22 protein-coding genes and 1 tRNA gene are annotated in these 23828 nt (G+C 59.9%); 18 read left to right on the forward strand and 5 right to left on the reverse strand.

Going from position 1 to position 23828, the window contains the following annotated elements; all coding sequences use genetic code 11:
* Position 1: 1 nt before the first annotated feature.
* A complete protein-coding gene (locus AB4N98_RS23510; protein WP_065877405.1) occupies positions 2-991 on the reverse strand; it encodes a 2-hydroxyacid dehydrogenase in 990 nt (329 codons plus the stop codon).
* 23 nt (positions 992-1014) lie between these two features.
* Entirely contained in the window at positions 1015-3768 is a 2754-nt protein-coding gene (locus AB4N98_RS23515; protein ID WP_065877403.1) for a response regulator, read from the reverse strand.
* 204 nt (positions 3769-3972) lie between these two features.
* Here AB4N98_RS23515 and AB4N98_RS23520 point away from each other — a divergent pair, with 204 nt between their 5' ends.
* Positions 3973-4701, forward strand: a complete 729-nt coding sequence (locus AB4N98_RS23520) for a response regulator transcription factor (RefSeq protein ID WP_065877401.1) — start codon at positions 3973-3975, stop codon at positions 4699-4701.
* Positions 4685-6058, forward strand: coding sequence for a sensor histidine kinase (locus AB4N98_RS23525; protein ID WP_068937036.1), 1374 nt, complete (start codon positions 4685-4687; stop codon positions 6056-6058). The genes AB4N98_RS23520 and AB4N98_RS23525 overlap by 17 nt, the downstream gene beginning before the upstream one ends.
* Positions 6059-6061: 3 nt before the next feature.
* On the opposite strand, the gene AB4N98_RS23530 is transcribed toward AB4N98_RS23525, so the two are convergent.
* A complete protein-coding gene (locus tag AB4N98_RS23530; RefSeq protein WP_017527221.1) occupies positions 6062-6577 on the reverse strand; it encodes a DUF2062 domain-containing protein in 516 nt (171 codons plus the stop codon).
* 135 nt (positions 6578-6712) lie between these two features.
* On the opposite strand from AB4N98_RS23530, the gene AB4N98_RS23535 reads away from it, so the two are divergent.
* The 8 genes from AB4N98_RS23535 (at position 6713) to murB (ending at position 13569) form a co-directional block, all read left to right on the forward strand.
* Entirely contained in the window at positions 6713-8938 is a 2226-nt protein-coding gene (locus AB4N98_RS23535) for a DNA internalization-related competence protein ComEC/Rec2 (protein ID WP_267864423.1), read from the forward strand.
* Positions 8939-9047: 109 nt separating this feature from the next.
* Entirely contained in the window at positions 9048-9683 is a 636-nt protein-coding gene (locus AB4N98_RS23540) for a MotA/TolQ/ExbB proton channel family protein (protein WP_017527223.1), read from the forward strand.
* A complete protein-coding gene (locus AB4N98_RS23545) occupies positions 9680-10108 on the forward strand; it encodes an ExbD/TolR family protein (RefSeq protein WP_017527224.1) in 429 nt (142 codons plus the stop codon). The genes AB4N98_RS23540 and AB4N98_RS23545 overlap by 4 nt, the downstream gene beginning before the upstream one ends.
* A complete protein-coding gene (gene lpxK, locus AB4N98_RS23550; protein ID WP_065877395.1) occupies positions 10108-11118 on the forward strand; it encodes a tetraacyldisaccharide 4'-kinase in 1011 nt (336 codons plus the stop codon). The genes AB4N98_RS23545 and lpxK overlap by 1 nt, the downstream gene beginning before the upstream one ends.
* Positions 11119-11142: 24 nt before the next feature.
* The gene (locus tag AB4N98_RS23555) at positions 11143-11328 is read left to right on the forward strand and encodes a Trm112 family protein (protein WP_003174668.1); all 186 of its coding nucleotides are present in this window, start codon (positions 11143-11145) and stop codon (positions 11326-11328) included.
* On the forward strand, positions 11325-12089 hold the full coding sequence (gene kdsB, locus AB4N98_RS23560) for a 3-deoxy-manno-octulosonate cytidylyltransferase (RefSeq protein ID WP_017527226.1): 765 nt from the start codon (positions 11325-11327) through the stop codon (positions 12087-12089). Before AB4N98_RS23555 ends, kdsB begins: the two co-directional genes overlap by 4 nt.
* The gene (locus AB4N98_RS23565) at positions 12089-12553 is read left to right on the forward strand and encodes a low molecular weight protein-tyrosine-phosphatase (protein WP_017527227.1); all 465 of its coding nucleotides are present in this window, start codon (positions 12089-12091) and stop codon (positions 12551-12553) included. The genes kdsB and AB4N98_RS23565 overlap by 1 nt, the downstream gene beginning before the upstream one ends.
* Positions 12550-13569, forward strand: coding sequence for a UDP-N-acetylmuramate dehydrogenase (gene murB, locus AB4N98_RS23570; RefSeq protein WP_065877393.1), 1020 nt, complete (start codon positions 12550-12552; stop codon positions 13567-13569). The genes AB4N98_RS23565 and murB overlap by 4 nt, the downstream gene beginning before the upstream one ends.
* A gap of 67 nt (positions 13570-13636) precedes the next feature.
* On the opposite strand, the gene AB4N98_RS23575 is transcribed toward murB, so the two are convergent.
* Positions 13637-14308 (reverse strand): Bax inhibitor-1/YccA family protein, encoded by a 672-nt coding sequence (locus AB4N98_RS23575; protein ID WP_017527229.1) that lies wholly within the window; start codon positions 14306-14308, stop codon positions 13637-13639.
* A 152-nt stretch (positions 14309-14460) separates the two neighbouring features.
* On the opposite strand from AB4N98_RS23575, the gene AB4N98_RS23580 reads away from it, so the two are divergent.
* The 3 genes from AB4N98_RS23580 (at position 14461) to AB4N98_RS23590 (ending at position 17085) form a co-directional block, all read left to right on the forward strand.
* Positions 14461-14551 (forward strand) — tRNA-Ser (locus AB4N98_RS23580).
* A gap of 160 nt (positions 14552-14711) precedes the next feature.
* Positions 14712-15344, forward strand: a complete 633-nt coding sequence (locus AB4N98_RS23585) for an ABC transporter permease (RefSeq protein WP_065877392.1) — start codon at positions 14712-14714, stop codon at positions 15342-15344.
* 724 nt (positions 15345-16068) lie between these two features.
* Positions 16069-17085 carry a hypothetical protein gene (locus AB4N98_RS23590; RefSeq protein ID WP_460148945.1) on the forward strand — a complete coding sequence of 339 codons (1017 nt, stop codon included), beginning with the start codon at positions 16069-16071 and terminating at the stop codon, positions 17083-17085.
* Positions 17086-17204: 119 nt separating this feature from the next.
* Here AB4N98_RS23590 and AB4N98_RS23595 read toward each other — a convergent pair whose 3' ends face one another.
* Positions 17205-17450, reverse strand: a complete 246-nt coding sequence (locus tag AB4N98_RS23595; protein WP_017527230.1) for a hypothetical protein — start codon at positions 17448-17450, stop codon at positions 17205-17207.
* 394 nt (positions 17451-17844) lie between these two features.
* On the opposite strand from AB4N98_RS23595, the gene AB4N98_RS23600 reads away from it, so the two are divergent.
* The 5 genes from AB4N98_RS23600 (at position 17845) to AB4N98_RS23620 (ending at position 23828) form a co-directional block, all read left to right on the forward strand.
* The gene (locus AB4N98_RS23600; protein WP_017527231.1) at positions 17845-18474 is read left to right on the forward strand and encodes a hypothetical protein; all 630 of its coding nucleotides are present in this window, start codon (positions 17845-17847) and stop codon (positions 18472-18474) included.
* 400 nt (positions 18475-18874) lie between these two features.
* Positions 18875-19624, forward strand: coding sequence for a hypothetical protein (locus tag AB4N98_RS23605; protein WP_065877388.1), 750 nt, complete (start codon positions 18875-18877; stop codon positions 19622-19624).
* Positions 19625-19779: 155 nt separating this feature from the next.
* Positions 19780-20046 (forward strand): hypothetical protein, encoded by a 267-nt coding sequence (locus AB4N98_RS23610; protein ID WP_116077878.1) that lies wholly within the window; start codon positions 19780-19782, stop codon positions 20044-20046.
* A 108-nt stretch (positions 20047-20154) separates the two neighbouring features.
* Positions 20155-21468 (forward strand): methyl-accepting chemotaxis protein, encoded by a 1314-nt coding sequence (locus tag AB4N98_RS23615; RefSeq protein ID WP_017527234.1) that lies wholly within the window; start codon positions 20155-20157, stop codon positions 21466-21468.
* 245 nt (positions 21469-21713) lie between these two features.
* Positions 21714-23828: a TonB-dependent receptor family protein gene (locus AB4N98_RS23620; protein WP_460148946.1), complete on the forward strand. Its 2115-nt coding sequence runs from the start codon at positions 21714-21716 to the stop codon at positions 23826-23828.

The following is a 23828-nucleotide window of genomic DNA, read 5'->3' on the forward strand; positions in this document are numbered from 1 at the left end:
ATCATCCCTCCACGCGGTTTTGTACCTTGCCGCCGGCCCATGCGGCAATGTTGCTCAGCGTGGTGCCGGCAATCGCCGCCAGCGCTTCGCGGGTAAGGAACGCCTGGTGCGCGGTGATGATCACGTTGGGGAAGGTGAGCAGGCGCGCGAGCACGTCATCTTGCAAGGGCAGGTCGGAGCGATCCTCGAAAAACAACTGGGCTTCTTCTTCGTAGACATCCAGCCCCAGGTAGCCGAGTTGGCCGTCCTTGAGCGCGTCGACCAGCGCCGGGGTGTCCACCAGCCCACCGCGGCCGGTGTTGATCAGCATGGCGCCGGGCTGCATCTGCGCCAGCGAACCTGCGTTGATCAGGTGTTTGCTGTCGGCGGTCAGAGGGCAATGCAGGCTGATGATTTGGGCCTCGGTCATCAGCTCGGGCAGGCTGACATAGCGCGCGCCCAGGGCTTGGACCTGTGGGTTGGGGAAGGGGTCGTAGGCCAGCAATGTGCAGCCGAACCCGGCCATGATCTTGGCGAAGGTCGCGCCGATCTGGCCGGTGCCGACCACGCCGACGGTCTTGCCCACCAGGTCGAAACCGGTCAGGCCGTGCAGGCTGAAGTCGCCGTCGCGGGTGCGGTTGTAGGCGCGGTGCAGGCGGCGGTTCAGGGCGAGGATCAGCGCCACCGCGTGTTCGGCCACGGCGTGGGGCGAGTAGGCCGGTACGCGCACGATGGTCAGGCCCAGGCGTTTGGCGGCGGCCAGATCGACATGGTTATAGCCCGCCGAGCGCAGCGCGATGAGCCCGGTGCCGCCCCGGGCCAGGTGCTCCAGCACCGGCGCGCTGAGGTCGTCGTTGATAAAGGCGCAGACCACTTCGTGGTGTTCGGCCAGGGCCACGGTGTCGAGGTTGAGCCGGGCCGGCTGGAATTGCAGTTCCAGGCCCGCCGGCAAGGGTTCGCCGAGAAAACTGTCGCGGTCGTAGGTTTGGCTGCTGAAAAGAATCACGCGCATCAAAGGCGTCCTTATTGATAAGTTCAGGCGCTGATCCGCGCTTCACTGGCCAGCCGGGCGATGGCCATTTCCAATTCGTCCAGCGCGCTCATGGCCTTGGCATCGTCCTGTTTGAGCAGGGTTTCGGCACGTTGGCAGGCGGCGCGCAGTTGCGGCACGCCACAGTAGCGGGTGGCGCCGTGCAGGCGGTGGACGCGTTCGATCAGGGCAAGGTTGTCACTGGCGTCGCGGGCGACGTTGATGGCCTCGCGATCGGCTTCCAGCGAGGCCAGCAACATGGCGAGCATATCCGCCGCCAGGTCAGCCTTGCCGGCGGCCAGGCGCAACCCTTCCTCATGGTCCAGCACCGGCAGTTGCACGCCCGGGCCGAGGCCTTCCGTGGCGCGCTCCGGCCCTTGATTACGCAGGGCCAGGCCCGTCCATTTCAGCACCACCTGCGCCAGTTGCCGTTCGCTGATGGGTTTGGTCAGGTAATCGTCCATGCCGCTTTGCAGCAAGGCCCGTTTTTCATTGGCCATGGCGTGGGCCGTCAAGGCGACTACCGGTAATGGCGTGCCGTGGCGTTCGCTTTCCCACTGGCGAATCGCCTCGGTGCTTTGGCGTCCGTCCATGCCGGGCATTTGCACGTCCATCAACACCAGGTCGTAGGTGTCCTGTTTTACCGCGTCGACCGCTGCATAGCCGCTTTCTACCGCGCGCACCTTCGCGCCCATGTCTTCAAGCAGTGTTTGCACCAGCAGCAAGTTCGCCGGGTTGTCGTCCACACACAGCACGCGCGGCGCACGGCTGGCCAGCGGCTCGCCCGGTTCGTTGCGCGACGGGCGCGGGCTGATCAGGTCGGCCAGCGCCCGGCGCAGCTTGCGGGTGCACGCCGGCTTGGCCTGCAACTGGCTATTGGGGTTGGGCACCGATTGGTTGAACAGCATCTGTTCGGTGGTCGGGCACAGGATCAGCACTTTGCAGCCCAGGTGCTCCAAGTCCCACAGATGTTGGTTGAGGCGCTCGGGCGGAATGTCGTTGGCGGTCACGCCGAGCACTGCCAGGTCAATGGCCTGCTCGGTCTGATGGGCGCTGGTGATGCCGTTGGTCAGGCTTTCCAGGGTATTGAACGGCGTGACTTCAAGGCCGCAGTCTTCCAACTGATGCTGTAAGGCCTGGCGTGCCAGCTCATGGTTTTCCAGCACGGCCACGCGATGGCCCAGCAGCGGCGCGCAAGGCAGGTCTTCGACATCATCGCGGGTCTTGGGCAGGCTCAGGCTGATCCAGAACTCCGAGCCTTCGCCCGGCGTACTGTCGACGCCGATTTCACCGCCCATCTGTTCGATCAAACGCTTGGAAATCACCAGGCCCAGCCCGGTGCCGCCCGGCTGGCGCGACAGCGAGTTGTCGGCCTGGCTGAATGCCTGGAACAGCGCGCGCACGTCCTGGCTGGACAGGCCGATGCCCGTGTCCTGCACGCTGATGCGCAGTTGTACGCTGTCTTCCTGTTGGTCCTCGATCATCGCGCGGGCCACGATAGTGCCCTCGCGGGTGAACTTGATCGCATTGCTGATCAGGTTGGTGAGGATCTGCTTGAGCCGCAGCGGGTCGCCCACCAAGGCCAGCGGCGTGTCGCGGTAGACCAGGCTCACCAGTTCCAACTGCTTGGCGTGCGCGGCGGGGGCGAGGATGGTCAGGGTGTCTTGCAACAAATCGCGCAGGTTGAACGGGATGCTGTCGAGCACCAGCTTGCCGGCCTCGATCTTCGAGAAGTCGAGGATCTCGTTGATGATGCCTAGCAGGTTATCGGCGGATTTTTCGATGGTGCCCAGGTAGTCGAGTTGGCGCGGTGTGAGTTCGCTTTTTTGCAGCAAGTGGGTAAAGCCCAGGATGCCGTTGAGCGGTGTGCGGATTTCGTGGCTCATATTGGCCAGGAACTCCGATTTGATACGGCTGGCCTCCAGGGCCTCCTTGCGTGCCAGGTCCAGCTCGATGTTTTGGATTTCGATGGTTTCCAGGTTCTGGCGCACGTCTTCGGTGGCCTGGTCGACGCTGTGTTGCAGTTCTTCCCGGGCGTTTTGCAGGGTTTCGGCCATGCGGTTGATGCCCGAAGCGAGTTGATCCAGCTCCTGGCTGCCCAAGGCGGGCAAGCGGGTTTCCAGGTTGCCGTCCTTGAGTTGAGCCACGGCTTGTTTGATCAAGCCAAGCGGCGAGTTGATGGTGCGGCTGATACGCAACGCCAGGGCCGCGGTAAAAATCAGGCCGATGGCAATCAGCAACAGGCTGGCGAACAGGCTGCGATAGCCGCGCAGCAACATGCCGTTATGGGACAGCTCCACCTCGACCCAGCCCAGCAGGCGGTCGGCCTCATCGGGAATCCAGTCGCCCGCCAGGTTGCGGTGGCGGCCAAATACCGGCATGAGATAGCGAGTGGCGTCGTTGCCGGTGCGCTGCAACAGATGCGCACTGTTGCCGACCGGCGGCTGGTTGAGCATGGTCGGGCCGGCGTGGGCGAGGGGCGCGCGGTCTGGCGCAAGGAAGGACACGGCGCGTACGTCCGGTTGTTCCAGCGATTGGGTGGCGATGCGCTCCAGCAGGTCGGTGTTTTTGCTGCTCAAGGCAGGCGCCACCAGGGGCGCCAATTGCTCGGCGATCATTTCGCCACGTTGCAGCAGTTGGGTCTGCAACTCCGAGAGCTGCATCCAGGTGAAATACCCGCCCAACAGCAAGGCCATCAGGCTGGTCGGTAATAAGGTCAGCAACAGTACGCGGCCTTTTATCCCCATTCTTCTAAGCACGCCACTCTCCTGCTACGACACTGATATCAATCTTCCGCGCCGGCATCCGGCCCGCGCCACCTGCGCAGTGTAGCCATTTGCACGGGGTGGAATCTTGCAAATTAACGACCGAGCGCAATCTTCGGGCACTCGGTGCCCGGCAGCGATTGCCTGCGGCGGGGTAATCTTGAATAATCAGCGATTGAGAATGACTTGCAGACGCTAATGAATCCCGCAGCCGTTGGCCTACCCAGTATCCTGACCATTGAAGATGACCCTGTGCTGGGCGCGTATGTGCACGAGCACCTTGGGCGCTGCGGCTTTCAGGTGACGTGGTGCCAAAACGGCCAACAAGGCCTGGAGATGGCACGCGCGCAGGCTTTCGACGTGGTGTTGATGGATATCCTGCTGCCGGGGCTGGATGGCTTGTCGGTCCTCACCCATTTGCGCCGCAGTCATTCGATCCCGGTGATCCTTATGTCGGCCCTGGGCGCCGAGGCCGACCGCATCAGCGGTTTTCGCCTGGGGGCCGATGATTACCTGCCCAAACCCTTCAGCATGGTCGAGCTGCGCGTGCGCATCGAGGCCATCCTGCGTCGGGTGGCCCTGGATCGCCGCCCCGCGCCGACCCTGGCACCGCTACGTGAGGATGCGCACAGCCTGCGTTTGGACGATGAACAGTGGGATGTGTTTTATCAGGAGCGCTGGGCCGGCCTGACCCGCAGCGAATATCGTCTGCTGGAAACCCTGCATCGCAATGCCGAAGAAGTCCTCAGCAAGGCTTTTCTTTATCAACAGGTGCTGCAACGTGGTTATGCACCCCATGACCGCAGCCTCGACATGCATGTCAGCCAGATCCGTCGCAAGCTCAAGGCCATCGGCTATAGCGAGCGCGAAGTGCGCACGGTGTGGGGCAAGGGCTATGTGTTGAGCGGTCATGACGACGGGCTTTAAGGCTTCGCTCAAACGGCTGCCGGGCAAGCACTCGTTATTCTGGAAGCTGGCCTGCCTGTTGATCGCCTTCTGTTTGCTGATGATTTGGCTCAGTTGGTCCTGGGGCCGGTACATGGAGCAACAGAACGCGTACCTGTCCGACGAGGCGAGGGTCACTTTGAGTGGTTATGCCGTCGGCGCCGAACAGGCCTGGAACCGTGACGGCAACGCCGGCGTTGACGCGTGGTTGCAGGCGATGCGCCAGCGTGAAAGCACCTGGGTGGGCGTGATCGGCAATGACTTGCAGTCGTTGAGCAGCTATCCACTGAGCGACACCGAAAGCCAGCGCCTGACATTCCTGCGCGGCCTGGATTGGCCGGTGAGTCGTCACATAAAGGGCTTGCCGTGGTTGAAGATCCCATTTGCGGTCGACCCAGGTGTCGGCTCGCTTGTGATCGAATTGCCGCAGCGCTTTATGCCCGGGCGTTACCAAGTGTTCTGGCGCGTCGTAACCAACGGCGTGATTCCCGGCCTGTTTACCTTGCTGCTGTGCATTGGCTTGTATCGGTTGCTGATCATGCCCCTCAATCAGTTGCGCGAGCAGGCCAATGCCTGGCGTGCCGATCAGTTGAACACGCGGCTGTCCCATGACGCGACCAGTCGCCAGGATGAATTGGGTGAGCTTGGTCGGGCCTTTGACCATATGTCCGAGCGCTTGCAGGGGACGATGGTTTTGCAGCAGCAGTTGCTGCGCGACATGTCCCATGAACTGCGCACGCCATTGAGCCGCCTGCGCGTGGCGTGTGACAGTGAGCAGGACCTGACGCAACTGCGCGACCGGCTGGGGCGGGAGATAGACGCCATGCAACGCCTGGTGGAAGACAGCCTGCAACTGGCTTGGCTGGATGCCGAGCGGGCACCGCTGCCCAAGGAGGATATTCAACTACAGGCCCTGTGGGACATGCTGCGCGAGAACGCTTGTTACGAAAGTGATTGGCCTGCGTCACGCCTGCCGTGCCTATTGGCCACTGACTGTTGGGTGCGGGGCAACCTGAATGCCCTGGCCCAGGCCCTGGAAAATATCCTGCGCAACGCTATCCGCCATTCCCCGGACGGCGGCGTTGTGTGCCTGGATGGACGGCGCGATGGCGCGTATTGGCACCTGTGGCTGGAAGACCAGGGTGCAGGGATCGATGAGCGGGATCTTGAGCGGATCTTTGCGCCGTTTACTCGCTTGGATGGCTCGCGGCCCGGCGACGGAGGGTTTGGGTTGGGGCTGAGCATTGCACGCAACGCGGTGCAGCGTCAGGACGGCAGCCTATGGGCGGAAAATACCGGCCAAGGCCTGCGGGTGCACCTGCGGTTACCGGCACGCTAGGCGTCAACCGCGACGCTGCTTGCGTTTCTTCCACTGGTGCGCGACCCACCAGCGCCAGTAACCCATGGTCAGGCAGTAGGCCAGTGCGCCCAGCACCAGCCCCAATACCACGGAGCCGAGGAGGAAGGGCTGCCACAACGTACTCAACTGGCCGCTGATCCATTCCCAGGTCAGGTCATCGGGCAGGCTGCGCGGCGGTACATTCATCAGCCAGGCGCCGGTCATATAGGTGCAGATAAACACTACCGGCATGGTGATCGGGTTGGTCAGCCAGACCAGGCTGATCGCGATGGGCATATTGCCACGTACCGTAATCGCCAATATTGCCGCCAGTAACATCTGCAACGGAATCGGGATAAACGCCGCGAACAGCCCCACTGCCATGGCGCGCGCCACTGAGTGCCGGTTCAGGTGCCAGAGGTTAGGGTCATGCAGCAACGTACCCAGAAACTGTAATGACTTGTGTTCCCTGATACTGGTGGGGTCGGGCATGTACCGTTTGAATAAGCGCCGGGGCATAAGGGGTCCAGGTCAGTTCGAGGGGCAAGTATGCGCGCATTCTATAAACAGAAAATTCAGACTTTGTGACAAAACATCATTGGGCGCGCTGAACCCCCCGCTATGACTGAATGGGTCACTTGAAAAGGATGATCCATGAAAACAGGGATGTTTACGTTGGCGCTGGGGCTACTTGCCTTACGTTTCCTGCCGGCGCTGCCGTCAGTGGGGTGGCTTATAGCCATGTTGGTGTTGGCGTTGATGTTGCTGCCTTTTCGCACCTTTGCACTGGCGTTTTTCCTGCTGGGGCTGAGCTGGGCGTGCATCAGCGCGCAGTGGGCATTGAATGATCGCCTGCAGCCTGCGCTCGATGGTCAGACGCGTTGGCTCGAAGGGCGTGTGATCGGCTTGCCGCAGCAGACCGCTACGGGAGTGCGTTTCGACTTGGCCGACAGCCGGTCGCGCAATGCGCGGCTACCTTCGCGTATCCGGGTATCCTGGCACGGCGGGCCAGCGGTGCGCAGCGGGGAGCGCTGGCGCCTGGCGGTGACACTCAGGCGACCGTCGGGGCTGCTTAATTTTCACGGGTTTGATCATGAAGCCTGGCTGCTGGCCCAACGCATCGGTGCCACCGGGTCGGTCAAGGACGGCGAACGCCTGACGCCGGCGCGCCATGCCTGGCGCGACACGGTGCGCCAACGCCTGCTGGCGGTGGATGCCCAGGGGCGCGAAGCCGGTCTGGCGGCGTTGGTGCTGGGAGATGGTTCCGGGCTGGAGGCCAAGGACTGGCAGGTGTTGCAGGATACCGGCACGGTGCATTTGCTGGTGATTTCCGGCCAACACATCGGCTTGCTGGCAGGGTTGATCTACGGGCTGGTCGCGCTGCTTGCGCGCTACGGTTGCTGGCCCCGCGCCTGGCCATGGCTGCCGTGGGCGTGCGGCCTGGCATTTGCGGCGGCACTGGGCTATGGCGTGTTGGCGGGGTTCGGCGTGCCGGTGCAGCGGGCCTGCGTCATGGTGGGGTTGGTGTTGTTGTGGCGTTTGCGCTTTCGTCATCTGGGGTTCTGGTGGCCGCTGTTGCTGGCGCTGGTCGCGGTGCTGATCCTTGAACCATTGGCCAGCCTGCAAGCCGGGTTCTGGTTGTCCTTTGCGGCCGTCGCTGTGCTGGTGCTGGCATTCGGGGGCCGCCTGGGGCCTTGGAGTGTCTGGCAGGCCTGGACGCGACCGCAATGGTTGATTGCCATCGGTTTGTTTCCGGCGCTGCTGGTGTTGGGGTTGCCGATCAGCGTCAGTGCGCCGCTGGCCAATTTGGTGGCTGTGCCGTGGATCAGCCTGGTGGTGTTGCCTCTGGCGTTGCTGGGGAGCGTGCTGTTAGGAGTGCCCCTTGCAGGAGAGTGGCTGCTGTGGCTGGCGGGTGGGGCGCTGGATGGGTTGTTCAGAGGTTTGGCATGGCTTGCGGGGCACGTGCCTGCGTGGATACCGGCTGAGGTGCCCCTGGTTTGTTGGTGGGTGAGCCTGGCGGGCGCGGTGCTGTTGCTGCTGCCCAAGGGCGTACCGTTTCGGGTGTTGGGTTGGCCGATGCTGCTGTTGGCGGTATTTCCCCCGCGCGAGCAGGTACCCCATGGACGGGTGGACGTGTTGCAGTTGGATGTGGGGCAGGGGCAGGCGTTGATCCTGCGCACGCGCCATCACACCTTGCTCTACGATGCGGGCCCGCGCTCGGGGGCGATGGACCTGGGCGCGCGCGTGGTGGTGCCGGCATTGAAAAAGCTTGGTGTAGGTGCGTTGGACATGATGCTGCTCAGTCATGCCGATGCCGACCACGCCGGTGGCGCGGCGGCCGTGGCCCGCGCACTGCCGGTCAAGCGTGTCGTGGGCGGCGAAACCGGGGGGCTACCGGCATTGCTCGACACCCAACCCTGTAGCAGCGGCGAGCAGTGGACCTGGGACGGCGTGATCTTCGAACTTTGGCAATGGCCTGATGCCACTGCCGGAAACCCCAAATCCTGCGTGTTGCAGGTGCAGGCCAATGGTGAGCGGTTACTGCTGACGGGGGATATCGATCGTGCCGCTGAGCGGGCGTTTCTCGACTCTCCCTTGGCGCTGCGCACCGATTGGCTGCAAGCCCCTCACCATGGCAGCCGCAGTTCATCGTCGTGGCCTTTTCTTCAGCGGCTGGCGCCTGGGTCGGTGTTGATTTCCCGGGGGCGTGGCAACGCGTTCGGTCATCCTCACCAGCAGGTCATGCAGCGCTATAAGGCCTTGGGCAGTCGGGTATACGACAGCGCCGAACAGGGGGCCGTGCGCCTGCAATTGGGGGCCTTCGCACCCCCGGTTGTTGCGCGCGGTCAACGCCGTTTCTGGCGTGAAGCGTTACCCTGATCCAGCGTTAACCGGCGCTGGAGCCTGCGACAGGCGGCGCCATGGCCGACAGACCCCGCTGCCAAACCTATATGGTAAAGTGGCGCACTTTTTCGAGGGGACATTCACTGTGTGGGAATTGGTCAAATCCGGCGGCTGGATGATGTTGCCGATCATCTTGAGCTCCGTCGCCGCACTCGGCATCGTTGCCGAACGCCTGTGGACTCTGCGCGCCAGCCGCGTCACCCCCGAGCATCTGCTGGGGCAGGTCTGGGGCTGGATCAAGAACAAGCAGTTGGACAAGGAAAAACTCAAGGCCCTGCGCGCCGACTCGCCGCTGGGTGAAATCCTCGCAGCGGGCCTGGCCAACTCCAAGCATGGCCGCGAGATCATGAAGGAATGCATCGAAGAGGCCGCCGCCCGGGTTATCCATGAGCTGGAGCGCTACATCAACGCCCTCGGCACCATCGCCGCCATGGCCCCGCTGCTCGGTTTGCTGGGTACGGTACTGGGCATGATCGATATTTTCAGCTCGTTCATGGGTTCGGGCATGAGTACCAACGCCGCTGTGCTGGCCGGTGGTATTTCCAAGGCGCTGATCACCACGGCGGCGGGCCTGATGGTCGGTATTCCTTCGGTGTTTTTCCATCGTTTCCTGCAACGGCGCATCGATGAACTGGTGGTCGGCATGGAGCAGGAAGCCATCAAGTTGGTGGAAGTGGTTCAGGGCGACCGTGACGTGGACCTCGTCGGGGGCACAGCGTGAAATTTCGCCGCAAGCAACGGGAAAACGTTGATATCAACCTCGCGTCGCTGATCGACGTGGTGTTTATCCTGCTGCTGTTTTTTGTCGTCACCACCACCTTCACCCGGCAGACCGAGCTGCGTGTCGACTTGCCGGAAGCGGTGAGCGGTTCGCCGGCCGAAGACCAGGAGGTCAAGCAGATTGACATCGCCATCAGCGCCGACGGCGTGTTCTCGGTGAATAACCAGGTGCTGGAGAAAAACGACCTCGCCAGCCTGATGGTCGCCTTGGAAAAAGAGTCCGGGGGCGATACCAAGATGCCGTTGTCCATCAGTGCCGATGGCAAGACCCAGCATCAGGCCGTGATCACCGCGATGGATGCCGCCGGCAAGCTGGGTTTCAGCCACCTGCGCATGAGCACCGTCGAGGCGGCGAGCCAACCCTGATGGCCATGTCCGATCGTTTGCTCAAGGCCTGGTACGAGGGGCATCCGGCGCTCACCCTGTTGCGGCCGCTGGAGTCACTGTATCGCCGTATTGTGGCGCGCAAGCGCGCGCGGTTCGTGGCGGGCGAGGGCGATATTTATCAGTCGCCGGTGCCGGTGGTGGTGGTCGGTAACATTACCGTGGGGGGCACCGGCAAGACGCCGTTGATCCTGTGGTTGATCGAACACTGCCGGCGCAGCGGCGTACGCGTGGGCGTGGTGAGCCGTGGGTATGGTGCCAAGCCGCCGCGCTTGCCGTGGCGCGTCGAGGCCAGCCACAGCGCCGAGGTGGCGGGGGATGAACCTTTGCTGATCGTACAGCGTTGCGGCGTGCCCTTGATGATCGACCCCGACCGCAGTCGCGCGGTCAAGGCACTGCTGGCCAGCGAACCTCTCGACCTGATCCTCTCTGATGACGGCCTACAGCACTACCGTCTGGCTCGCGACCTGGAGTTGGTGCTGATCGATGCCGCCCGTGGCCTGGGCAACCGCCATTGCCTGCCGGCCGGGCCATTGCGCGAGCCGGTGGAGCGTTTGCAGAGTGTGGATGCGCTGCTTTATAACGGCGCCGGCTCAGATCGCGACGATGGTTTTGCCTTTCGCCTGCAGCCCAGCGCGCTGATCAACCTGCAGACCGGCGAGCGCCGCTGCGTCGAGCACTTCGCTCCGGGCCAGCGGGTGCATGCGGTCGCCGGTATCGGCAACCCGCAACGTTTCTTCAACACCCTTGAAACGCTACACTGGCAACCCATCCCCCATGCGTTTGCCGACCATGCGCCGTACAGCGCCGAGGTCCTGAATTTTACGCCGTCGCTGCCGCTGGTCATGACCGAAAAAGACGCGGTCAAGTGCCGCGCCTTTGCCCGGCCCGACTGGTGGTACCTTGCGGTGGATGCGTTGCCGTCGCCGGCGTTCGTCGCCTGGTTCGACACGCAACTGATGCGCCTGCTGCCTGACCGACTCTTGCCTTAAAACGCTTCTTTCCAGGAAACACTCATGGACACCAAACTGCTCGACATCCTCGCTTGCCCGATCTGCAAAGGCCCGCTCAAGCTCAGCGCCGACAAAACCGAGCTGATCAGCAAAGGCGCCGGCCTGGCGTACCCGATCCGTGACGGTATCCCGGTGATGCTTGAAAGCGAAGCACGCACCCTGACCACCGACGAGCGTCTGGATAAATGACCACTGCCTTTACTGTTGTCATTCCCTCACGCTACGCATCGACCCGCCTGCCGGGCAAGCCGCTGCAACTGATCGGCAGCAAGCCGATGATCCAACTGGTGTGGGAACAGGCCTGCAAAAGCAGCGCAGAGCGCGTGGTGGTGGCCACCGATGACCCGCGTATTATCGAAGCCTGCAAAGGTTTTGGTGCCGAGGCGGTACTGACCCGCGAAGACCATAACTCCGGCACCGACCGCCTGGCCGAAGTCGCCACTCAGCTTGGCCTGGCGCCTGACGCCATTGTGGTCAATGTGCAAGGTGACGAGCCGCTGATTCCGCCAAGCGTGATCGACCAGGTGGCCGCCAACCTGGCGGCCCATGGTGAAGCGCGCATGGCGACCCTGGCGGAGCCGATTGAAGACATTGAAACGCTGTTCAACCCGAACGTGGTCAAAGTGGTCAGCGATATCAACGGCCTAGCGCTCACCTTCAGTCGCGCGACCTTGCCTTGGGCGCGTGACGCCTTCGCCAAAAAACGTGATGTGCTACCGGCAGGCGTGCCTTATCGCCGCCATATCGGCATCTACGCCTACCGCGCCGGTTTCCTGCATGACTTCGTCAGTTGGGGCCCATGCTGGCTGGAAAACACCGAATCCCTGGAGCAACTGCGTGCCTTGTGGCATGGCGTGCGCATCCACGTGGGCGATGCCCTGGAAGCGCCGCCGGCGGGTGTCGACACCCAGGAAGACCTTGATCGCGTTCGTCGCCTGCTGGGGGCTTGATGGAGGTTCTGTTTGTCTGTCTGGGCAATATCTGCCGCTCGCCCACTGCTGAAGGTGTGCTGCGGCACAAGTTACGCGAAGCGGGGCTGGCCGGCCGGATCGAGGTGGCATCCGCCGGTACCGGCGAATGGCATATCGGCAACCCGCCGGACCAGCGCAGCCAGCGTGCGGCGCTGGAGCGCGGTTACGATTTGTCGGCCCAACGTGCGCAGCAGGTCTCCCGCGCCGATTTTGCGCGCTATGACCTGATCCTGGCCATGGACAACAGCAACCTGCGCAACCTCAAGGCGCTGCAACCGGGGCAAGGCAAGGCTGAGCTGGATTTGTTCCTGCGCCGCTACGACTCGGAAGTGGACGAGGTGCCAGACCCTTATTACGAAGGCGAGCAAGGTTTCGAGCGGGTCTTGGACCTGATCGAACGAGCCTGTGATTTATTGGTGATCGAATTGAAGGGGCGGTTATGACCTTGCAAGTACGTGCGCAGGTATCGCTCAAGCCATTCAACAGCTTCGGTATCGACGTGCGCGCCCGGCTGTTCGCCGAGGCCCATAGCGACGCGGATGTGCGCGAAGCCCTGGCCTGCGCCGCCGCGCAGGCGCTGCCGCTGCTGGTGATTGGCGGTGGTAGCAACCTGCTGCTGACTCAGGATATTTCAGCGCTGGTTTTGCGCATGGCCACTCAGGGCATTCGCGTGCTGCACGATGATGGCGTGCATGTGGTGGTCGAGGCCGAAGCGGGCGAGGCATGGCACCCGTTCGTGCTGTGGACGCTGGCGCAGGGCTTCTGCGGTCTGGAAAACCTCAGCCTGATTCCCGGCACCGTCGGCGCAGCCCCGATGCAGAACATCGGCGCCTACGGTGTGGAGATCAAGGACGTATTCGCGGGCCTCACTGCGCTGGATCGCCAAACCGGCGAGCTGCGGGAGTTCACCCTGCAAGAGTGTAACTTTGCCTACCGTGACAGCCTGTTCAAACACGAGACCGGGCGTTGGCTGATCCTGCGCGTGCGCTTTGCCCTGAGCCGCGCCAGCCACCTCAAGCTAGACTACGGCCCGGTGCAACAACGCCTGGCCGGGCAGGGGATTACCGAGGCGACGCCGAGCGATGTCAGCCGCGCGATTTGCAGCATCCGCAGCGAAAAACTGCCGGACCCGGCCGTGCTGGGCAATGCCGGCAGCTTCTTCAAGAACCCGTTGGTACCCGAGGCCCTGGCCGAAAAGCTGCGGGCGCGGTACCCGGATCTGGTGGCCTACCCTCAGGCTGACGGGCAAATGAAGCTTGCCGCAGGCTGGCTGATCGACAAGGCCGGTTGGAAGGGCTTTCGTGACGGCGATGCGGGCGTACACAAATTACAGGCGCTGGTACTGGTCAATTATGGCGGCGCCACGGGGCAAGACATTGCCAACCTGGCCCGGTGCATCCAGCGTGACATCTCTGAGCGTTTTGAGGTCGAGCTGGAAATGGAACCCAACCAGTACTGACGTCCTGCTCTTTGATAAAAAAATGCCCCGCATCTTTCGATACGGGGCATTTTTATGTGGCTGGCAATCAGTCGTCGCGGCTCATGATGCCGAAGATCTGCAACAGGCTGATAAACAGGTTGTAGATCGACACATACAGGCTGATGGTCGCCATGATGTAGTTGCGCTCACCGCCGTGGATGATGGCGCTGGTCTGGAACAGGATGCACACGGAGGAGAACAGCACAAAACCCGCGCTGATCGCCAGTTGCAGGCCGCTGATCTGGAAGAACATGCCTGCAACCACCGCCGCCAGCAATACGAAGAAGCCCGCGGTGATGAAACCGCCCAGGAAGCTCATGTCCTTACGGGTGATCAGCACATAGGCCGACAAACCACCAAACACCAGGGCCGTCATGGCAAATGCCGAACTCACCACTTGCGCGCCGCCGGCCATGCCGAGGTAACGGTTGAGGATAGGGCCGAGGATAAAGCCCATGAAACCGGTCAAGGCAAACGCCGATACCAGGCCCCAGGCCGAGTCACGCAGCTTGTTGGTCAGGAAGAACAGACCATAGAAGCCGATCAGCACCACAAAGATGTTCGGGTAGCCGACGCGCATCTGCTGCGCCACGAACGCCATTACTCCGCTGAAAGCGAGGGTAAGGGCGAGCAGGCCATAGGTGTTGCGCAATACGCGGCTGACTTCAAGCTGCTCAGCCTGCGCGTTACCATTCACTGCGTAATTCTGTTCGCGCATGGCGACACTCCTTCGGTTTTGAAACGTTCAGTCGCAAAGATCATAACAGACGCTCTGTAACAAGCTATGGCGAGAGTTTGACAGTGTGTTTCATTCGGGTATTATGGCGCCCGCTGAGACAGGATGGCCTACAATAATCCTGCAATGCACAAGGGAAATTGGCAGAGTGGTTGAATGCACCGGTCTTGAAAACCGGCGAACGTTAATAGCGTTCCCAGGGTTCGAATCCCTGGTTTCCCGCCAAGATTCAAACGAAAGCCCCGCAATGCGGGGCTTTTGTGTATCTGGGGTTTGGGTGGAGCACGACGGTTACTCCTAAATATATGAGAAGGCCCAATGCCTCTTGGTCCGAATGTCTGGCGGTAGTGGTACTGTCTACGCAGCCCCCCCTGGAGCCTGCTAGATGAATCGTCAACGTTCACCTCACCGCGCCGCAGCGTCTCTAGTCGCATCAAGCAATGGCAGCCCCGCCGCCCATCCCCCTATTTGGCATCGCGGCCCGGACTTACTGACCTTTGGCAGCACGGGTGCGGCCATTCTGGGTTTCTGCTTTGTGGTGCTTGGGTTGTTGCCGGGCTTAGTACTGATGATTTTGCTCCTTCTCGGGTTCGAAGCGATGCAAGGCGAACCGAGCAGCGATGAGTCGGGTCTCACAATGTCGACGCTCATTCTGGGGCTGATTGGTTGTGTTGTGCTCATGGGGCTGGTCTTCGCGTGGGTTTTCTCTGCGGCTAGAGTGCTGGCCTTCACATTCGATGAAAACCAACAACTGCTTACCCTCACTGTCACCCGTCGCGGCCGTAAACCAACCGAAGTGCAGGTGCCATTTGACGACATTATTTGTATTTGTCCTTACGTGTTAGCCAGTTATGACCGTGATGGCTATTTTAGCGTTGTTTGTCAGGGGCCGAGGGACAAGGAGTTCGTATATCGATTGGCTGAGGGAACTTCTCTGGAAGACATGGAGTTTCATGCCGCTTGGTTGCGAGGAATCATTGGCGTGCGGATGCAGGAACTACTGAATATGGACAAATGAACTACTACGCCGTCTGATACAGGCTATGCGGCACATAAAGTGGTGCTAGGGATCAGCGCAATATTCGACCGTAACGCCTCTTATGGGAAAGGCCTCGACTTTGGAACAGTACGCTTTGGTGGGGGAGACGCGACTGGAGCCTCTAAGGGGTTGGACGCACCTGCAGCTCGCATGTGCCATCAAGGAACGTCGTATCGAGCCACGACTCGGGTTCGCGACATCCCATGCTCAAGCGCTCTATCGCCTGTTAGATCGCTGAAATCTGCGCTTGGCTGATGCTGCTGAAACAGTAGATCCACTTTCTGACTGTCGGCACAGAACCGGCCAGGCTTACATTGGACAACTTCGCAATGAGCGGACCCATTCTCGAAGTACTCGACGGAGGGAAGCAGCCATCCGGCATCTACAAAAAGGCGGAGCGATTGAATCTGTTTTTTGCGTCTTCTTTAAGCTTGGTCAGGACTGATCACGGCATCAGGCGGGCTTCTGTCGATTCACTCTCGTAGGGTTTCTGGTGAGTAGTAGGCCGATTCAAGGGGGGCGCGCAGTTGATTGCGGTTGATCTACGTGATACATGACGTAGCGACTTACCGGAGGTGTGCCCAGGCGGAGCCAGGGTACGATCCAAAAAAGCATGTCAACACTGTTTCTACGGCGTGAAAATTGATTTTAAATCAGTTGTTACGACGTGTACGGCTAGAAAAATGATATTTAAGGGAATGAAATGAGCACATGGTTCAGTAATATCCAGCTTGGCTTTGATATGGCGACAAGCTTGACAATTGTAGGTGCGGCAATTACTTGGAGTGTTCGTCAAAAGAAACAAGCCGAAGCTGAAAAGATTCGTGGAATCAATCAGCACGCAAGATCAACAGGTCTTCAAAAAGTTCAAGATGTGCTTTTTGAAATAGAAGATAAGTATTCGATACTGGTTAGCAAGACACAAGCCTTTGAAAAAAGTATCGACCTGCGCGTGCTCTGGTCTAACGATGTATTGGACTTCACTCGCTTGAATAAAGCGATAAGAGATGACAGTAATTTTTTAGCAGCGTCGGTGGAGCGCTTGCAAGATATTCGTGAAGAGCTGGGCCAGTTTTATGAGCTGATACAGGTTAGACGCTACAGCTTGATTCCTCTCCTTGATGCTATTAAAGAGGGTGATAAATATATTGGCGTATTCAAACGTAATATTGATGAGGTTGGCGAAGCATATAATGAAATGGGCTCTGGCAATGTATCCCTGCTCAAAGAGCTTCACGCAATGATCACCTTGCTTAATAATGAATACGGCGATGAATTGATTGACGTGTCTGATGAGTTCGCAGCCGTTATATTTAATAAAATAGCTACCAATGGAAAAATATTAAACGCCATCAAATCCATTATCTTCGATGAATCCTATTTTTATTGGGTTCAAGAATTTGTCCCTGCGGGTAAAGAAAAGGATTTTTTAGAAAAGGTTGTTAGGCCGAAAGAAATCGAAGATATGGATTTGTGCTATAAGGTAACATACAATTTTATTGTGTGCCTGATTGAAAAGAATCATGAATTGCTTTCTCAAGTTCTCACAACCGCCTCAAGTTCAGTCATGCAAGCACGTATTGAATGTAAGGATATCTTAATTGCGCTCAGCGCAATCTCACACAAATTGGTAATGGACAATAACCACGAGACCTTGGAGCAAGTGATCGGAAAGTATGACGCCGAGCAATACTTCGGTAGGGACATCACTATCCGCTAAGTGGGACTGTTAATAGCGTTCCCTGGCTCCCCGCCAAGATTCAAACGAAAGCCCAACGAAAGCGGGGCTTTTGCGTTTCTCGTGTCCAAAACACGCGCGCAACTCAGGTAAAGGGAACGCTACCCAACTCTCCCTCCCTTGGACATATCAATCTCGAAAACCAATTCGTCAGCAAGCTTCTGAATGCTTGAATTGTCTGTCAGTTGGGCCAGGTTGATTCCCGTCGTGCAAAACATTGAGTCATGTTCGAGCTGTCGGACGAAGACGGTAGCGTTCCAGCCGTTGATCAGGATGCAATCGACCTGATGCCCCGGCAGGCTCCGCTGCAGATCTTCGGTCAGCGAGATTTTCTTCCAGCTGTGCATGATGACGTACTACTTCGGCCGTGATGTGCGATTGACAGGCGGCGGTTGAAAAAGTGCCAATTGGCCATCACTTTGCCGCTCAACGCTTAGATATCATCGTCCCGGCTCAATGCTGTCAGTGCAAACGGTGCGCCTTGAGCCTGACACAGCTGGGAATAGGTATTGGCCTGATGCCATAGAAAATCGCGGACAAAGAAAAGCCCGCGATGGGGGGGAGCGGGCTTAAAGGGATGTTCACTAGGAGCTGGAAATGACCATAAGCGCCCGGCTGTGAAAAGAATGTGAAAGAGCCACAGTCGCCAAGGCCGCCCCTCAAGCGTAAATCATCAACGGCTGCCGATACCCGCGATCCATCAGTGGTACTGTCTGCGCTGCAAACCCCGGAGCCCGTCAGATGGATCGTCAACGCCCACCTCGTCTTGTCGCAACGCCTTTAGCCGCGCCAAGCACCGAAACCGTTGCTACCCACCCACCTGTTTGGCATTACGGCCCGAGTATCCCGATCATTGGCGGCAATGGCTACGCAGTTTTTGGATTCTTCCTAGGGCTGCTTTTGCTTTTACCGGGCTATGGGTTGGCGATGTTGCTTGTGGGGATGGGCGATATACACGGTGAGCCCCCCAGCGCTGGATCGAAGCTCAGCGAGTCGTCGTTCATGCTGCTCATGCTGGGTGCTGCAGTGTTCATTGCCGCGATGTTTGCGTGGGTGACGTCTGAGCCTCAAGTGCAGGCGTTCACGTTCGACGAAAACCAGCAACTGCTCACCCTCACGGTCACGCGTCGTGGCCGCAAACCCATGGAAGTGCGTGTGCCTTTCGACCACATTCTTTCCATCCGCCCCTACGCGGTCGCCCTGTTTGACCACGATGGCCATTTTTACGTGACGTATAAGGGCCCCAAGGGCAAGGTGTTGGGATATCAAATGGGTGACGGGACTTCTCTGGCAGACATCGAGTTTCATGCCGCATGGTTGCGAGGAATGATAGGCGAACGTATGCAGGAACTGCTGAACCTGGACAAATGAAGACGGGCCCCGCCACGCCCGCAGCCCTTTCAAAGGCAGTTTCCCCTCCGGATCAGCAAAAAAGCTGAGCCACCGAAAGCAGGCAAATCACCTGGACAAACATTTGTGCTCGAATTGGATGTTTCATTGCCGTCACCTCATTTACAGCGGCTGCTGATAGTGCCGCGGGCGCTGCGAACCACCCGCAAGGCCACGTAAAAGTGAAAATGCCATCCTGGCTCGCCAACAACGCACGCAACTGAAGTATAGGCGCTGAAACGAATTCGTCACGCGGCGCTCTGGCAGGCACCTCTTACAACTATCTGCTGCTGTCTTTCGCACTTTTTTAGATTTATCCGCTCTATTTCTGTCCCAGCCCCACCGATTTCCCGCGTGGGCAGAAGAACAAGATCGGGTGCCGATGGATCGCACGTTTCCTTTTTTCCGAGTTCGCGCCAGGCGCCAGCTGTTGCTCCTGGCCGCTGCATTAGTGTTTTTTGCTACCGGCTGCACTCAGCAACAAGGCCGCGATATTGCCAAGCAGTTCACCAATGGCAAGCCCGACGAGTTCTTTCAAACCAGTGTCGATCGCATGGCCACGCTGGGCATGCGCGACAACCTGCAAAGCCTGTACGTGCTGATGAGCAAGCTTTACCTGCGTAACCCCAGCCAATGGCGGCAGTCGGGTTACCCGGATGCGGCGAGTGCCGAGCGGGAAATTCGCCAGGCGATCGAGCAGCGCCGGCCGCTGCCAGCCTTGGGTGAACGTCGCGACCTGGTGGCCTTGAGCTATTCCTTGAGCCCGGAATTCCAGGGCGATCGGGTCGGGGCGTTTATCTACGCGATCGGCAGCATGCTGGTGACCGCCCACGGTGGGCGCACCGAGTTCTATATGACCGACTCGATCAACCCGCAATTCGTCAGCAACGCCGCGCGCAATATCGAGAAGGCCACGTGGTTGCTCAGCAAGCGTCAGGATGCCAATGGGGTGCTGCTGTTGTTTTCCAACGAGATATCGGAGGAGGGCAGTAACCTCAGTTTTGCGGTGGAGTTCGGCAAGATTGTCGCGCGGCTCGACCTGTTGACGCAGATGCTTGACGAGCGCTACCGGCGCATTGGTCTCAATTATGCGCAAAGTCTGTTGCTGATGAATTTCCTTCCGGTGCAGTGAGCGCTATTGGCAACGCAAAGCGGCAGCACAGCTATCCGTACAGGTACAGCGTTTCGTTTTCCTCTGTAGGAAGTGGCCTATCTTGCCTTCCCTTGCTTGAATCGCCCCGGCGTCGGCAATAGCCTCGGACTTTTCTGAAAAATGAGGCCCTACCCTTGAGTAAGCAAAAAACGGTGTGGCCTACGGATCGCGAAATACGCCTGCGCTTTATTCTCTTCGCGGTAATCGAGACCGCCAGTGCCGAAGGCGTTGCTGCCGAATTGTTATTGCCTGCACACAAGCTGCTGCGCGCCTCGCCAAGCGAGCCGCAGTTGCTTGAGGCACTTGGGCAGATACTCGCGGCAGATGAGATGTATGGTTTCCGGTTTCCCGCGGGCTCGGAGGCGCATGAGCTGATGCAGGGGCTGGAGCTGCCCGGTTAGGTCAATCACTTGCTTGGGGTCAGTGGCGCCGGCGTGACTGTTCGTCGTCTATGCTCAGCTTGCCGGCCACATGGCCGATGCAGTGATGACCACAGCAGGGACGCCACCATGTTCAATCGCCTCTTGAAGAAAAATTTACAGGACCAGGACGACGAGCTTTTTCATTTGCGACAGCTCGTTGCGCAATTTGACCGTGGCAGGCTTTCCATCGCCCTGGATGCGGAGTACCGCATTACGGCGGTCAATGACGCATTCGCGCGGGTGCTTGGTTATCCCCCAGAGCACTTGCAAGGTCGCTTGCTGGGTGAAGTCGTTCCCCCTTACGTCAAGGACTTGCCCTGCTTTCGCAATTTTCACGCAGCGGTTGAGCGCTTTGAACCGGTGACTGACGACTACCGCTATTTGCGCAGCGATGCCAGCCTGGCCTGGCTCAACCTGACCTGGTGCCCGATCAAAGGGCGTGACGGTCGGCTGTCGCATATCCAGGGCTACGGTGCCGATGTGAGCCGTGCCATTGAGCAATCCAAGGAAAACGAGGCGTTCATCAACGCGTTGATCCGCTCGACTGCCGTTATCCAGTTCAAACTGGATGGGACGGTGGTCACCGCCAATACTCAGTTCCTCGACGCCATGGGGTATAGCCTGGATCAGATTGTCGGCAAAAAACACAGCATGTTCTGCAGCCCGCAAGAGGCGGCATCGAGCGGCTACGTTGATTTCTGGCAGACCCTCAATCGTGGAGAGTTTGTCGCCAGCCGCTTCAAGCGGGTGGACAGCCGCGGTAACGATGTATGGCTCGAAGCCACTTACAACCCGGTGCACGACGCAGAAGGCAATCTGTGCAAAGTGGTGAAGTTTGCCAGTGTGGTCACCGGCCAGGTGTTGCGCGAGTCCGAGGTCAAGGCCGCGGCCGGGGTGGCTTACGAAGTGTCGCTGCAAACCGATGTCACGGCCGAGCGCGGCGCGGCCGTTGTACAGAACACGGTACAAACCATGCAAAACATTGCCGTGCAGATGCAATCGGCTACCGGCAGCATCGAAGCACTGGGTAAGCAGTCATTGCTGATCAGCGCGATTGTGCAGACCATCGGGGGTATCGCCGCCCAGACCAACCTGTTGGCGCTCAATGCGGCCATCGAGGCCGCCCGCGCCGGTGAACAGGGGCGGGGCTTTGCGGTCGTGGCCGATGAGGTCAGGCAGTTGGCTAGCCGAACCAGTACGGCAACCGAAGAGATTGTCAGCGTGGTCCAGCAAAACCAGCGTCTCGCCGACGAAGCTATTACCGAGATGTTCAGCAGCCGCGAGCAGGCAGAGCAAGGCTTGACCCTGGCCAACCAGGCCGGCGCGGTGATCACCGAGATCCAGGGGGGCGCCAAACAGGTGGTGAGCGCGGTCGGGCGCTTTGCCAATGAACTGCAATAACGTGCTGGGTTAGATCGTTTGTTTGCTAAAGGGGGGCTTCACAGTAGGGGCACTGTTTATTTCGTCAGATATTGAGTGTGCATGCGCGGACTCGATGTAGGACTTAATAAAAAAGCAGCTTGGCGTTGGTGTAGAAAGAAGCGGGTCCGTTAACAAAGCGTGACTTGGTGGGCCGCGTTGGCTTCCCATCACTGTTCGCGTGGTGGGCCAGGCCCTTCATGCCCCCGACTCCCAAGGACCTGCCCATGCTGTTGCGCCAACCTCCGTTGCTGTTTGCCGCCCTGACCTTAAGTTCGCTGGTGCATGCCGAAGACGTGCAACTGGCGCCGCTCGAAGTCACCACGGCCGAGGCCAGTGCCGGCGAAGTGGCCCAGGCGCAGCTGAAGAACGTGCCCGGCGCCACCAATTACATCGACATGAGCAGCGTGCAGCAGGGGCGGGTGAGCACCAACGAAGATGTGTTCAAGTACCAGCCCGGGGTGTACGCCAAGGCGGCGAATAACGAAGGGGTGAAGTTGTCCATTCGCGGTTCGGGCCTGAACCGCAGCCCCGGCGCGCATGCTTCCGGGCTCTATGAGATGTTCGACGGCCTGCCCCTGACCGGGCCTGGCGGCACACCCTACGAACTCAAGGACCCACTGTGGCAGAGCCGCGTCGAAGTGCTGCGTGGCGCCAACGGTTTTGATCAGGGCGCGCTGGCCCTGGGCGGCGCGGTCAACTACGTGACCCGCACGGGTTACGACGCGCCCAAGCTGCAAGTGCGCTATGAGGCCGGCAGCCGTGGTTACGCCCAACGCGAAATCAGCTCGGGCCAGGTACTGGGGGATGCCGATTACTACATCAGCCTGACCGACTCGGAATCCGACGGTTATCAGCACCAGAGCGCCGCCACCGGCAAGGGCGTGGCCGCCAACTTCGGCTACCGCTTCAATCCGAATCTGGAAACCCGCTTCTATTTCCGTTACCGCGAGACGACCAACGACACCCCCGGCAAACTCACCCGCAGCCAGATCAGCCACGACCCGCGCGCAGCCAACAGCCTTAACGCCAGCCGTGACTCCAAGCGCCTGCAACCGGGATCGACCTGGATCGCCAATAAAACCACCCTGCAACTGGACGACAACTCGCGCCTTGAAGTCGGCCTGGCCTATCACGATTACCCGATGGACCTGCGCGAAGGCACCAACCGCCTTAAAGTCGCCTACACCGACCTCAGCGGCACCCTCAATTACATCCGCCAGGACATGTTGTTCGGCCACGACAGCAAAACCACCGTTGGCCTGCGCACCACCCAGGCGATGCCCAACAATGGCGCGTCGGAATATGTGCGCGTACCTTCTACTGATCCCAAAAAGTACTACGCCCCCGGCACCAAGACCCGCGACTACAGCTACCTGGGCTCCGACACCGTGCTGCACATCGGCAACGAGCTGGAACTGGTGCCGGACCTCTGGCTGACCACCGGCCTGGCCGCGATCTACACCCGCCGCGAAACCCAGGTCACGTACCCTCAAGGCCAGGCGCCGCTCAGCCAGCATGATTGGGACTACGCGCCGCGCATCGGCCTGCGGTATGACGTCAACCCGCAATTGCAGGTGTACGGCAACGTGAGCCGCTCGGTCGAGCCGCCGCATGCGTGGTCGATGATCTGGGGTTCCAACAAATACTTCGCCGGCGGTGCGGCCACGGGGTTGGCGCGAGAAGGTGTCAGTTTGAAAAACCAGACCGCCACCACCCTGGAAATCGGCGGGCGAGGAGAGGCATGGCCTGGCCAATGGGACCTGGCGCTGTACCGCTCCGAAGTACGTCACGAACTGCTCAGCGTGGAAACCCAGCCCCAGACCCCAACCAGCAATGCAATCATCGCCGAATCCAACGCCAGCCCCACCGTGCACCAGGGCGTTGAACTGGGCCTGCTCAGCCCGCTGTGGGACGGCGGCCACCGCGGCATACTCAACCTGCGCCAGGCCTACACCTACAGCGACTTCCACTACCGCGACGACGACCGTTTCGGCGGCAACGCCTTGCCCGGTATCCCCAAGCACTACTACCAGGCGCAACTGCGCTACGACCACCCGACGGGCTTCTACACCAGCCTCAATACCGAGCATGCTTCACGGGTGGCGGTGGACTACGCCAACTCCTACTACGCGGCGCCCTACACCGTTTATGGTGCGACGTTCGGTTACGACGCGCCCCAACAGGCCTGGCAAGCCTGGGTCGACCTGCGCAACCTTGCCAACCGCCGCTACGCCAACACCGTTACACCGGCTTACGACGACAAGGGCGCGGATTTAGCCCGTTCTACACCCGCGGAAGGTCGTGGCATCTACACCGGCGTGTCGTGGAGTTGGCGTTAA

The sequence above is a fragment of the Pseudomonas sp. S3_E10 genome (assembly GCF_054667615.1).